The sequence below is a fragment of the Myxococcus llanfairpwllgwyngyllgogerychwyrndrobwllllantysiliogogogochensis genome (genome assembly GCF_006636215.1).
Classification (GTDB): Bacteria; Myxococcota; Myxococcia; order Myxococcales; family Myxococcaceae; genus Myxococcus; species Myxococcus llanfairpwllgwyngyllgogerychwyrndrobwllllantysiliogogogochensis.
Genome location: NZ_VIFM01000001.1, coordinates 1 through 14,259, shown reverse-complemented (window position 1 = coordinate 14,259; position 14,259 = coordinate 1). Strand labels below are relative to the sequence as shown.

Genomic DNA, 14,259 nt, shown 5'->3' with positions numbered 1-14,259 from the left:
CCACCTGAAGCGGTTCATCCAGCCCTTCCCAGACGAACGCGGTGCGCAGGGGCGCATGGCGCTCCACCACCGTCTCCCAGGCGCGGCGGAAGTGCCCCAGGTCGATGCGCGCGCCGAACGTCCAGCCGAATTGCGTGACGTACACGCCCGAGCCCGGCGCCATCAGCGACTGGAACAGCATGCCCTGCTGGAGCGCGGACAGCGGGTAGACGTCCTCCACGGGCAAGCCCGGTGGGAGCACCCTGTCCTGCGTCGCCTGTGTCAGCCGAGCCAGCGGGAAGTCGGCCGGGGTGTAGCGCAGGGCATCGGACGTGGCGCGGCCGGAGACGAGCAGGCGCAGCGCGTCCTTGAAGGACTCCACGAGCGCGAGCGCGGTGGCCTCGTCGTGGAGGTCGCGGCTGTAGGTGAGGGAGAGGGTGAGCTGTCCCCCCTGGACGACGGCTGACATGTCGAGCAGGTGCGCGCGCGGCGCACGCGGGCTGATGGATGGACCCTGGGCCTCTGGAGCGAAGGTGAACAGCGAGGCGTCGCTGGAGGCGGAGTCCACCTGGCCCAGATAGTTGAGGGACACCTCGGGGACGGGCAGGTCGCGCAGCCGCGCATGGGTGTCGTCCTCGCGCAGGTGGCGCAGCAGTCCGTGTCCCAGGCCGTTGGCGGACAGGGTGCGCAGCGCGTCCCTCGTGGAGCGCACGGTGTCACCGGGGCTGTCCCCGGCGCCCACCTGGAGCAGGACCGGGTAGAGAGAGGTGAACCAGCCCACGGTGCGTGACAGGTCCACGTCGGTGAAGAGGTCCTCGCGGCCGTGGCCTTCGGCTTCGACGAGGAAGCGCGACTGGCCCGTGCGCACGGCCAGGGCACGGCCCAGCGCGGCCAGCAACACATCCTGGAGCCGCGCGCGGTACGCCGCGGGCACCTCACGCAGCAGCAGGCCTGTGTCTCCGGCGTCGAGACTCGTGGAGACGGTGTGCGAGGAGGCGACGGTGTTCAGCCCCTCCGCCCTGTCTCGGGGCAGCGGGAGGACGCGCGCGCGGGCCTCGTCCAGCCAGTAGGCGCGCTCAGCGTCGAGCGCCTCGGACCGGGCATGCTTGTGCAGGCGCTCGGACCACGTCTTGAAGGACGTCGTCTTTGCCGGGAGCGAGGGCGCCTCGCCACGCAGGGCCTGACGGCAGAGGGTCTCCAGGTCCTCGACGAGGATTCGCCAGGAGACTGCGTCGACGACGAGGTGGTGGGCCACGAGCAGCAGTCGTGCGGACTCCCCCGGGCCGAAGTCGAAGTGGACGGCGCGCAAGAGCGGCGCCGAGCCCAGGTCGAAGGACCTCTGCGCCTCGGTGGCGATGGCTTCCACCCGCGCGGTCCGCTCACCCGTGGACAGCGAGGACACGTCCTCCCGGCGCAACGACGGGGTGTGCTCCAGGCCCGTGCCGTGCTGGCTCCACCGGCCGTCCACCTGGACGAAGCGGATGCGCAGGGCGTCGTGGTGCTCCACCAGCTTGCGCAGGGCGGCTTCGAGGACAGAGGGCTCCACCGGCTCGCGCAGCCGCAGCATCAGCGCCTGGTTGTAGTGGTGCGGCTCGGGATTCGTGCCCTCGAGGAACGCGCGCTGGATGGGCGTGAGGAGCACCGGGCCGACGACGGGCGTCTGCTCGGGGGTGGTGGCCTGGAGCCGGGAGACCTCGGGGGCCAGGGTGGCGATGGTCTGCGACTGGAAGAGCTGCCGGGGCGCGAAGTGCAGACCGGCACGACGGGCGCGCGCGACGAGCTGGAGGCTGATGATGGAGTCGCCGCCCAACTGGAAGAAGTTGTCGTGGATGCCGACACGCGGGACGCGCAACACCTGGGCCCACACCGTGGCGAGGGCCTCCTCCATCTCGTTGCGAGGCGCGACGTAGGAGTCGGTGCTCACGGCGTCCGGCGAAGGCAGCGCGGCGCGGTCGACCTTGCCGTTGGAGGACAAGGGCAGCGCCTCCATCGCGACGATGGCCGAGGGCACCATGTACGAGGGGAGGCGCTCACCCAGGTGCGTCCGCAGCACGCCGATGTCGGGGAGGGAAGCGCCGGCATGCGGCGCGACATAGGCCACGAGCCGTGCGCCCGAGGGGCCGTCCTCGCGCACCACCACCACCGCGTCGCCGATGGAGGCATGCGTCCGCAGCGCGGATTCAATCTCTCCCAGCTCGATGCGGTAGCCACGCACCTTCACCTGGAAGTCGGCGCGGCCCAGGTACTCCAGCCGTCCGTCAGCGCCCCAGCGGACGCGGTCGCCCGTCCGGTACATCCGGGCTCCAGGCAGCGTGCTGAAGGCGTCTGGAATGAAGCGCTCCGCGGTCAACGCGGGACGCCGCCAGTAGCCGCGCGCCACGCCCGAGCCGCCGATGAACAGCTCACCCACGATGCCCACCGGAACGGGGCGCAGGTGGGCATCCAGGACGTACAGGCGGGTGTTGGCGATGGGACGGCCGATGGAGATGGAACCGCTCGTCGCGTCTCCAGGGGCCACGGTGTGGACGCTGCAACCGACCACCGTCTCCGTGGGGCCATACTCGTTGATGAGCAGGGTGTCCGGAGCGTGCTTGCGCCAGAAGGCCACGCCCTCTGCGGTCAGGGCCTCGCCACCGATGACAAAGGCTCGAGTGCGACCGGCCGCCTCGCCCGGCGTGAGCTGGGAGGCGAGCAGTTGCAGGTGCGTGGGAGTCAGCTTCACGAGGCTGAAGTCGCTGCCCTCGCGCAGGGCTTCACCCAGCCCCTCCACGCCCGCCTCTTCGGGAACGAGCACCACGGGTCTCCCCGCGATGAGCGGAGCGATGAGGCTGGTGACGGTCAGGTCGAAGGAGAGCGGCGAGTGGACCGGAGAGCCGGAGCCCTCTGCGATGCGGTATGCGCGCAGGGCCCAGGTGAGGTAGTTCACGACGCCCCGGTGCTCCACCATGACGCCCTTGGGGAGACCGGTGCTGCCGGAGGTGTAGATGAGGTAGGCGAGGTCGTCGGCGGTGGCCAGGGGTGCTGGCGCCGTCGTGGGCTGCTTGCCCGCCGTGACGTCCCAGTCGTCGTCGACGCGGAGGACATGGAGCGCGCTCGCGGGCAGCGCGTCCGCGAGCACCGACTCAGTGAGGACGATGGAGACGTGGGTGTCGTCCAGGAGGAAGGCGATGCGAGAGTCGGGCAGGGCCGGGTCGAGAGGCAGGTAGGCGGCACCGGCCTTGAGCGCGGCCCAGAGGGCGACGACCATCTCCGGCGAGCGGCGGAAGTACAGGCCTACCCGTGAGCCTTGTCCCACGCCCAGGTCGCGCAGCGCGTGGGCGAGCTGATTGGCGCGTGCGTCCAGTTCACGGAAGGTGAGCTGAGCGTCGCCCATGGACACGGCGAGCGCGTCGGGAGTGCGAGCGACGGTTTCCTCGAAGAGGGCGTGGACGGTGGTGTGCGCGGGGAAGTCGGCGTGCGTGTCGTTCCACTCCACGAGGACGCGGTGCTGCTCGGCCTCGTCCATGAGTGGAAGGGACGCGACGGGGACATCCGGCTGTTCCACCGCCGCGCGGAGCAGCGTGAGGAAGTGGGACGCCAGTCGAGAGATGGTGGCCGCGTCGAACAGGGCCGTGGAGAACTGGAGCGAGCCTTGGAAGCCCGACGGCGTCTCGCTGAGGGAGAGGTCGAGGTCGAACTTCGCGACGGCGTTGTCGAAGTCGACGGGAAGGACGCGCAGGCCGGGCAGCTCCAGGTCTCCCATGGGGGTGTTCAGGAGCGAGAAGAAGACCTGGAACAGGGGAGAGAAGCCCAGGCTGCGCTCGGGCTGCAGCTCCTCGACGAGCTTCTCGAAGGGCACGTCCTGGTGCTCGTACGCCTCCAGCGTGGAGGCGCGCACCTGGGCGAGGAGCTCTCGGAAGGAAGCCCGCGAGTCGATGCGCGCGCGGAGCACGAGCGTGTTGACGAAGAAACCGATGAGGGGCTCGGTCTCCGCGTGGTTGCGGCCGGCGATGGGCGAGCCGACGGTGAGGTCGTCCTGCCCGGAGTATCGCGAGAGCAGGAGTTGGAAGGCCGCCAGCAACGTCATGAAGGGCGTGGCGCCTTCACGCTGGGAGAGCGCCTTGACGGCCTCGGAGAGCCGCGCGCCGAGGGAGAGCGGATGGGACGAGGCCGTGCGTGATTGAACCGCGGGACGCGGCCTGTCGGTGGGCAGCTCCAGCAGCGCCGGAGCCCCCTGGAGGTGCTTCTTCCAGTAGTCCAGCTCCGTGCGCAGCGCCTCGTCGCGCAGCCAGCCGCGCTGCCAGGCCGCGAAGTCGGCGTACTGCACGGGCAGCGGAGGCAGTGAGGCAGGCACACCGGACAGGTGCGCGGCATAGAGCGCGCCCAGCTCGCGTACCAGCACCCCGGTGGACCAGCCATCCGAGACGATGTGGTGGACGGTGAAGAGCAGCAGGTGCGCGTGCTCCTCCAGTTGGACGAGGCAGAGGCGGAAGAGGGAGTCCGAGGTCAGGTCGAACGGGCGAGCGGACTCCTCCAGGGCAAGGCTCCGCTCCTCGAAGGAACGGGAGGTCGGGTCGAGGTGACGGAGGTCGATGCACGGAATGGTGACGGGAGCAGCCGCGCGGACTCGCTGGAGGGGCTGCCCGTCGACGGAGGCCGTGAAGGTGGTGCGCAGCACTTCATGTCGTGCGACGACCTCGGAGACCGCGCGCTCGAGGGCGGCGACGTTCAGGGTGCCTTCGAGGCGCAGGGCGATGGGGATGTTGTAGAGGGAACTCCCCGGCTCGAGCTGGTCGATGAACCACAGGCGCTGCTGTGCGAAGGACAACGGCAAGGCCTCGGTGCGAGGCATGGGTGTCAGGGGAGGCGCCTTCGAGATGCCTCCACGCGAACTCGCGTCGATGCGCGCCGCGAGGGACGCGACAGTGGGAGCCTCGAAGAGGGCTCGGAGGGGCAGCTCGACCTGGAAGGCCGCGCGGATGCGCGAGGCGAGCTGGGTGGCGAGGAGCGAATGGCCGCCGAGCGCGAAGAAGGAGTCCTCGGCTCCGACGTGCTCGATGCGCAGCAGCTCCGCCATGAGGGCGGCCAGCGTGCGCTCGGTGTTGGTACGAGGCGCGACGTAGGTGTCGGTGAGAACAGCGTCGGGGGCCGGCAGAGCGCTCCGGTCGAGCTTGCCGTTGGCCGTGAGGGGCAGGGCCTCCAGCGGTACCAGGACGGCGGGCACCATGTACTCGGGCAGCCGCGCCAGGAGGAACGTGCGCAGGGCCGCGATGTCCACCGTCTCGCTGGCGACGACGTAGCCCACCAGGTGCTGGTTGCCCGGCGAGTCCTCTCGAACCAGCGCGACGGCTTCACGAACGTCGGCGTGCGCCAGGAGCGCGGCTTCGACTTCACCTAGCTCGATGCGCTGGCCGCGCAGCTTCACCTGGAAGTCGAGGCGCCCGAGGTACTCCAGGGTGCCGTCCGCGAGCCAGCGGGCCTTGTCGCCGGTGCGGTAGATGCGCGCGCCAGGCTCGGTGCCGAACGGGTCCGGGATGAACCGCTCCGCGGTGAGGTGCGGGCGGTGGAGGTAGCCGAGCGAGAGCTGGGCACCGGCGAGGAAAAGCTCGCCCGGGACCCCCGTGGGGACGGGCTCGAGGAGCGCGTCGAGGACGTAGGCCCGCGTGTTGGAGACCGGCCTGCCGATGGGAATGGCCGCGCGAGTCTCCGACGGTGAGGCGAGGGCGAACGTCGAGTCGATGGTGACTTCGGTGGGGCCGTAGAGGTTGACGAGCAGGGCCCTGGGGAGCGTGGCGTGGAGGCGGCGCGCGAGTTCGGAGGGCAGGGCTTCGCCGCCGCAGAAGAGGAAGCGGAGGTGGGGAGCCGCGCTCGCGAGTCCTTCCTCGTCGAGGAGAAAGCGCAGCAGGGAGGGGACGAGCTGGAGGACGGAGACGCGGTGTCGCAGGACGCTGGCCAGGAGCGCGGCCGGGTCGCGGTGGGCGTCGGTGGGAGCGAGGACCAGGGGGAGTCCCGCGAGGAGCGGCGCCCAGATTTCCCAGACGGAGGCGTCGAAGCTGAGCGGCGTCTTGAGGAGGACCCTGTCGCCGGGCAGGAGCGGGAAGGCGGAGAGCAACCACGCCATGTGGTTGGCGAGGGCCTGATGCGAGACGAGCGTGGCCTTGGGCTGGCCAGAGGACCCGGAGGTGTAGATGAGGTACGCCGGGCTGGAGGGAGCCACGGCCACCTCGGTGTCGAAGCGTCTCTCGCCTTCATCGCCCTGCGCGCCCCACTGGGGGTCGAGGCAGATGACAGTGGGGCCCTCGGGCAATGTCGCCCGGAGGTGGGGCTGGGTGAGGAGCACCGGGGGCGCGGCGTCCTGGAGCATGAAGGCCAGTCGCTCACGGGGATAGGCCGGGTCCAACGGGAGCCACGCGGCGCCCGCCTTGAGGATGGCGAGCAGGGCGACGGGCAGCTCGAGTGAGCGCTCCATGAAGACGGCGACAAGGGAGCCCGGACGGACACCTGTCTGGAGGAGCCGGGCGGCGAGACGGCTGGCGCGGGCCTCGAGCTGGGAGAAGGAGAGGGTGCCATCGTCCGAGATGACCGCGGTGGCGTGCGGCATGAGCCCGGCCCACACGGAGACCTGTCGATGGACGGGGCTGTCGAGCGGGAAGTCGATGCCGGTGTTGTTCCACTCGACGAGGAGGCGCTGCCGCTCGGCGGCGTCCATGAGCGGCAGGGAGGAGACAGGCACCTCCGGCTGGGCCACGGCGGCGCGGAGCAGGGTGAGGAAGTGCGTCGCCATCCGCGCGGCGGTGGCCGTGTCGAAGAGCGCGGTGGAGAACTGGAGCGCGCCCTCGAAGCCCGTGGGGGACTCGGAGAGGGTGAGGTCCAGGTCGAACTTGGCGAGCAGCCCCGTTGGCGCGAGCGGGCGCAGGCTCAGTCCGGGAAGCTCCAGGTCGCCGGTGGGCGCGTTGAGCAGCGAGAAGGTGACCTGGAAGAGCGGAGAGAAGCCGAGGCTGCGCTGAGGCTGCAGCTCCTCCACGAGCTTCTCGAAGGGCACGTCCTGGTGCTCGAACGCGCCGAGGGTGGAGTGCTTCACCTGGGTCAGCAGCTCGGAGAACGTCACGCGCGGGGCCACCCGGGCGCGCAGCACCAGGGTGTTGACGAAGAAGCCGATGAGGTCCTCCGTCTCGGCGCGGTTGCGCCCCGCGATGGGCGAGCCGACGACGACATCGTCCTGCCCGGAGTAGCGCGCGAGCAGGAGCTGGAACGCCGCCAGCAGCGTCATGAAGGGCGTGGCCCCATGGCGCTGGGAGAGCGCCTTGATGGACTCGGACAGCTCGGCTCCGAGGGAGACAGGGTGGAGCGCCGCCTCGCGTGAGGCCAGTGCGGCACGGGGCCTGTCGGTGGGCAGCTCCAACAAGGGGGGCGCGCCGGCCAGCGCGTCACGCCACCACGCGAGTTGCTCCTCCAGGGCCGCGTCTCGCAACCAACCGCGCTGCCACACGGCGAAGTCCGCGTACTGCACGGCCAGCTCCGACAGGGGAGACGGAAGGCCCTCGCGGAAGGCCGCGTACAGGGCGACCAGCTCGCGCACGAGGACGCTCATGGACCACGCGTCGGCGACGCCGTGGTGCAGGGTGACGAGCAGCACGTGCGAAGTCGTGGCCCGCCGCAACAGCGTGGCGCGCAGCAACGGACCGCGTGCGAGGTCGAACGGGCGCAGGGCCTCTTCCGACGTCAACCGCCGCGTCTCGCGGTCCCGCTCCTCGGGCGCGAGCGACTCCAGCCCCACCACGGGCAGCGGGAACGGCGCGGCCGGGTGGACGCGCTGGATGGCCTTTCCGTCCACGGCGCCGAAGGTGGTGCGCAGGGACTCGTGGCGCCGTTGCAGCTCGGTGAAGGCGCGCTCCAACGCGGTGACCTCCAGCGGTCCCTCCAACTCCAGGGCCGTGGGGATGTTGTAGAGCGAGCTGCCGGGTTCGAGCTGGTCGATGAACCACAGCCGCTGCTGGGCGAAGGACAACGGCAGGTCTCCCGTGCGCGGCGCGGGAGTCAGCGCGGGGGCCTTGAGGGTGCTCGCGCCGGCCTGGGCCAGCGTATCCAGCCTCAGGGCCAGCCGCGCCACGGTGGGGGCCTCGAAGAGCTCGCGCAGGGGCAGCTCGACTCCGAAGGCGACCTGCACGCGCGAGAGGGCCTGGGTGGCGAGCAGTGAGTGGCCACCCAGCTCGAAGAAGTCGTCATGCACGCCGACGCGCTCGACGTGCAGCAACTCCTGCCACAGCGTGGCGAGCCGCGACTCCGTCTCACTGCGGGGCGCGACGTACTCCCGGACCTCGGTCTCGCCCGTGCCTTCGGGCGGAGGCAGGGCGTTGCGGTCCACCTTCCCGTGGGCCGTGAGCGGCAGCGCGGGCAGGACGGCGATGGCGGAGGGCACCATGTGCTCGGGCAGCCGCTCTTTGAGCGCCGCGCGCAGTGAGGCCGGGTCGACCGACTCGTCCTCCTCGGCCACGACGTAGGCCACCAGCCGGGTGAGGCCGGGAGCATCCTCGCGCACGACGGCGACGGCCTCGCGCACGGAGGGGAGCCGCGAGAGGACGGACTCCACCTCACCCAGCTCGATGCGGAAGCCGCGCAGCTTCACCTGCGAGTCGAGGCGGCCCAGGTATTCGAGCGTTCCATCGGCTCGCCACCGCGCCCGGTCTCCAGTGCGGTAGAGCCGCGCTCCGGGCACTCCGGAGAGTGCGTCCGGGATGAAGCGCTCGGCGGTGAGCGCGGGCTGTCCCAGGTAGCCTCGCGCCAGACCAACGCCGCCCACGCAAAGCTCGCCGGGCACGCCGACGGGCTGTGGGCGCAGCGAAGCGTCCAGTACGTACACCTGGAGGTTGGCCCAGGGGCGACCGATGGTGAGGACCTGTCCGGCCGTCAGCGGCTCGGTGATGGACGCGCAGACGGTGGTCTCGGTGGGGCCGTACGCGTTGAGGAAGCGCACGTGTGGTGCCCAGCGACGCACCAGCTCTGGCGTGCAGGCCTCGCCCGCGGAGACGAGCGTCTCCAACGAAGGGAAGTCCTCGGGCGACAGTTGCGCGAGGACCGAGGGGGTGAGCGTCACCGCGGTGATGGACTCATCCCGCGCCAGCGCACGCAGGGGTGCTCCGGGCAGGAGTCGCTCACGCGGCGCCAGCACGAGGGTGGCACCCGAGAGCAACGCGCCGAAGAACTCCCAGACCGATGCATCGAAGCCAGGGGAGAAGAACTGGAGGACGCGGCTTCCGGTGCCGAGCCCCATGGCACGGCCTGTCTGGAGGGCCGTGTTGCACAGGCCCCGGTGCTGCAGGAGCGTGCCCTTGGGCCTGCCGGTGCTGCCGGAGGTGTAGATGATGTACGCGAGGTTGTCGGCGGTGGTGGCCGGCTCGGGCGCGCGGGTGGGCTGTGCGGCGATGAGGTCCGCCTCGGCGTCGAGCAGGACGAGCTGCTCGCTCCCCGCCGGGAGTTCGTCGGCGATGGCCTCGGTCGTGACGAGGACGGGCGCCGCGCAGTCGCGCAGCATGAACGTGAGGCGCTCGACGGGATAGCTGGGGTCGAGCGGGACGTAGGCTCCGCCCGCCTTGAGGATGCCGAGGATGGCGACGGCGGTGTCGAGCGAGCGCTCCACGCAGAGGGCGACGGGCACATCCTCGCGGACGCCGAGGCCCCGCAGGTGGTGCGCGAGCTGGTTGGCGCGGGCGTCGAGCTGCGCGTAGGACAGCTGCTGGCTCTCGAAGCGCACGGCGATGGCGTCCGGGGTGCGAGTGGCCTGCGCCTGGAAGAGCTGGTGCGCGCCGACGTCACGCGGGAAGTCGTGCGCGGATGCGTTCCAGTCGACCAGGAGCTGGCGCTGCTCCGCCTGGGCCATGAGGGGCAGGTCGGAGATGGGCGTGCCGGGGTTCGCCGCCGCGGCCTCCAGCACCACGCCGAGGTGACGCACGAGCCCATCGATGGTGGCGGCCTCGAAGAGGTCCGTGCGGTACTCGCAGGTGCACTCCAGCCCGGCCTCCGTCTCGACGATGGCGAGGGTGAGGTCCAGGCGTGAGGTGCCGGACTCCGAGAACTCGGGGCGCAGCGTGAGGCCGGGCACCTCCAGCGCAGCGGCAGGCTGGTTCTGCAACACCAGCTTCACCTGGAACAGGGGCGTATGGCCGAGGCTGCGCTCGGGGTTGAGGGCCTTGACCAGTTCCTCGAACGGCAGGTCCTGGTGCGAGTGGGCGCCCAGCGTGACGTCGCGCACCTGGGCGAGCAGCTCGCGGAAGGTCATCCCCGGCGTGGTTCGCGCGCGCAGGGCGAGCTGGTTCACGAAGAAGCCGATGAGGCCCTCCGTCTCCACGCGGTTGCGGTTGGCGATGTCCGTGCCGACGACGAGGTCGTCCTGCCCTGAGTACCGCGAGAGGACGAGGTCGAAGCCGGCCAGCAGCGCCATGAAGAGGGTGGTGCCCTCACGGCGGGAGAGTGCCTGGAGCGCCGTTGCCAGCGCGCGAGGCAGCGTGCGGGTGAGGGTGGCGCCCTGGAAGCCCTGGATGGCGGGCCGGGGGAAGTCCGTGGGGAGTTCGAGGAAGCGGGGCGCACCCTGGAGGTGCTCCCGCCACCAGGACAACTGCGCGTCGAGCGCCTCGCCCTGGAGCCAGCCGCGTTGCCACGCAGCGTAGTCCGCGTACTGGATGGACAGCTCGGGCAGCGGAGAGGTGTGTCCCGCGCGGAACGCGGCATAGAGCGCGGCGGACTCGCGAACCAGCACGTCGACGGACCAGCCGTCCGAGACGATGTGATGCAGGGTCAGCAGCAGGACGTGCCGCGACTCGGAAAGACGCAGCAGCGTGGCGCGCAGCAGCGGCCCGCGAGTGAGGTCGAAGGGACGCCGCGCCTCTTCGCGAGCGAGGCGCCGGGCTTCCGCTTCACCTTCATCGACGGGTAGCGCCGAGAGGTCCACGCGAAGCAGCGGAACCGGGGCCGCTGGATGGATGACTTGAACCGGACCCTCGCGGAAGGTGGTGCGGAGCACCTCGTGGCGGCGCACCAACTCGGTGAAGGCGTGCTCCAGCGCGGGGACGTCGAGTGTCCCTTCCAGCCGGAGGCCCACGGGCATGTTGTAGAACGGGCTGTCCGGCTCCAGCTTGTCGAGGAACCACAGGCGTTGCTGGGCGAAGGACAGGGGCAGCTCGCCCGAGCGAGAGACAGGCTGAAGCGGCGGGGAGTGGCGCTCCACCGCATGAGTCGAGGACTCGAGCCGGCGTGCGAGCTGCGCGACGGTGGGCGACTCGAAGAGGACGCGCAGCGGGAGCTCCACCCCCAGCACGGAGTGGATGCGTGAGACGATCTGCGTGGCGAGCAGGGAGTGGCCGCCGAGCGCGAAGAAGCTGTCCTCTGCCCCGACGTGCGCCACGTCCAGCACCTGCTCGAACAACCGCGCGAGCTGCTCCTCCGTCCGTGAGCGCGGCGCGGTGTAGCGAAGGACAGAACCACTCTGGGCCGGCGCGGGGAGGGCCTTGCTGTTGAAGGAGAGAAGGACCTGCTCGAGTTCCTCTCCCGTCAGCAGGGAGATGGAGGCGACGCGTGCCTCCGGAGCAGCCATCAGCGCCTGGAGCGCCACGCCCCAGTGGTGCAGGAGGCGCTCGGGGATGGATGGCGCGAAGCGCGCGGCGTCGAACAAGAGACGCAGCTCCAGCGAGTCCCCGGGAATGACGTACGCCTCCAGCGGCGTGTCCGTCTGGTCGAGGATGGTGAAGTCGCGGATGCCCAGCGCTTCTCCGGCGGAATTCACCGCGGCATCGACGGGGAAGTTCTCGACGATGAAGAGGGACTCGAAGAGGGGCGTGCCACGCGGCACGTCGCTCCACCCGTGTAGACGCACGAGGGACGTGTGCTCGAACTGGCGCAGTTCCAGCTGCTGGGTGTGGAGCTGCTGTAGCCAGGAGAGCGTGGTGGTGTCATCGTCGACGAAGACGCGGACGGGCACGGTGTTGATGAAGAGCCCGATGGCGCGGTCGATGCCGGAGACGTCGGCGGAGCGACCTGAGGTGGTGGCGCCGAAGAGGATGTCCTTCTCACCGGTGTGACGTGAGAGCACCAGCGTCCACGCGGCCTGGACCAGTGCATTGAGGGTGAGGTGGTGCTGGCGGACGAAGGCCTGGAGGTCGGTGGTGGTCTGCGCGGGAAGGTGGAGCTGGAGTCGCTGACGCTGGAGCACCGAGTCCGGGCTTCGGGGAAGCGCACCCGGCAGGGGCGTGGGCGCGGTGAAGCCACGCAGCGTCTTGCGCCAGTAGCGCTCCGCGGGCTCCATCGGCTGGCGTTCGAGCCAGGTGATGTAGTCGCGGAAGGTCGTCGCTTCACGCCGGATCCACACCAGTCCCGCGCGAACCTGCTCGTAGGTGGCGAAGAGGTCCTGGAAGAGGAGGCCCATGCTCCAGCCATCCATCAGCATGTGATGCATGGTCCCGAGAGCGCGCCAGGCGTGCTCATCGGTGCGGATGACCGTCAGTCGCAGCAGCGGTGGCGTGCGCAGGTCGAACCCGCGAGCGCGGTCCTCGGAGAGGAGGGCCTGGAAGCGGGACTGCTGCTCTGCTTCCTCCACTCCGCGCCAGTCGAGTTCCTCCCAGGGCAGGGCAGCACCGGGGTGGACGAGCTGAAGGGGCTCCTGTGAGCCGCCCGTGAGGAAGGACGTGCGCAGCAGGGGCTGTCGCTGGATGACAGCCTCCCAGGTGCGCCGGAACGCACCCAGGTCCAGGGCGTCACCGAAGGTCCACGTCAACTGGGTGACGTAGACGCCGGAGCCCGGCGCCGCGAGGGTGTGGAAGAGCATGCCCTGCTGCAAGGGCGACAACGGATAGAGGTCCTCCACCGGCGTGCCCGCTGTGACGAGACGGTCGGCGATGGCCTGCTTCAACCGGCTCAGGACGACGTCCGTGGACTCAGGACCCTTCGAGTCCGTCGATGCGCGCAGGGTGAGCGCGAGCAGCGCGGCGTCCGACTGCTCGGCCCAGGCGCCGCCCTGGAGCTGTACCACTCGGGCCAGGGCTTCCAGCGTCGGGTGTTGGAAGAGCTGCTGGGTCGTGAGCTGGACGCCCGCGTTGCGTGCGCGGGAGACAATCTGGATGGAAAGGATGGAGTCGCCACCCAGCGCGAAGAAGTTGTCATGGCGCGTGACGCGCGGCACGCGCAGGGCGTCGGACCAGATGGCGGCGAGGACCTTCTCCTGAGGTGTCCGCGGCTCGGAGTCGTCGGCGACGGCGGGCTGTGGACCCCGGCTCTGCGGCGCGGGGAGGGCCTTGCGGTCGACCTTGCCATTGGGCGTGAGCGGCAGCGCGGGCAGGGCGACGAAGAGGGCCGGCACCATGTGCTCGGGCAGGTGCCGTTGGGCGAAGTCTCGGAGCGCGGAGGAGTCGAGCGCGAGGCCGGGCTGAGGGACGAGCCAGGCGACGAGACGACCGTCACCCGAGGAGTCGAGGTGGACGCCCGCGACGGCCTGGAGGACGGAGGTGTGGCGTGAGAGGACGGCTTCGACTTCGCCCAGTTCGATGCGGAAGCCGCGCAGCTTCACCTGGAAGTCGGCGCGGCCGAGGAAGTCGAGCGAGCCGTCAGGGCGCCAGCGAGCAAGGTCACCGGTGCGGTAGAGGCGCGCGCCAGGGATGCCGGAGAAGGCGTCGGGGAGGAAGCGCTCGGCGGTGAGGTCGGGGCGGCCGAAGTAGCCGCGCACGACGCCTTCGCCCGCGATGAAGAGCTCGCCGGGAGCGCCGATGGGGCAGGGCTGACCGGAGGTGTCGAGGACGAAGAGACGGTTGTTGGCGAGAGGCGTCCCGATGGAAAGGGTGGACGCACCTTCGTCGGAAAGCGAGGACGGGTGAGACGAGGACCAGACGGTGGTTTCCGTCGGACCATACATGTTGAGCAGGGTGGAGCGAGGGAGCGCGGCGCGAAGCTGGGAGGCGAGAGGGCCGGGTAGCGCCTCACCGCCGACGAGGAGGTAGCGGAGGGACGCGAGCGCGGCGAGTGAGTCGTGCGCGAGCACCCTGGCGCGAGCGAAGGACGGCGTGCACTGGAGATGGGAGACGGGGTGGCGGCGGAGGACCTCGGGCAGCGTCAGCGCGGTGCCGAGGCGAGAGGCGGCGCGCTCGTCATGGAGGACGACATGGAAGCCTCGGCAGAGCGTCCAGAGCAGCTCGAGGACGGAGATGTCGAAGGAGATGGAGGTGACGGCGAGCCACGTGCCGGGAGAGGTGCCCAGGCGGTCATCCATGGCCGCGAAGAAGTTGGCGGCGGTGCGGTGAGGCACCATGACGCCCTTGGGCC

At 70.5% G+C, this 14,259-nt stretch carries 1 protein-coding gene (only partly in view); it reads right to left on the bottom strand.

All coding sequences use genetic code 11. The annotated features are described in order from the left end of the window. A protein-coding gene (locus FJV41_RS00005) for a non-ribosomal peptide synthase/polyketide synthase (protein ID WP_246136904.1) crosses the window boundary here: on the bottom strand, window positions 1-14,245 show its 5' portion. The gene continues 17,516 nt to the left of window position 1, outside the view; 14,245 of the gene's 31,761 nt are visible here — the first part of the coding sequence; the start codon lies at window positions 14,243-14,245; its stop codon lies beyond the left edge, outside the window. Window positions 14,246-14,259: the final 14 nt, after the last annotated feature.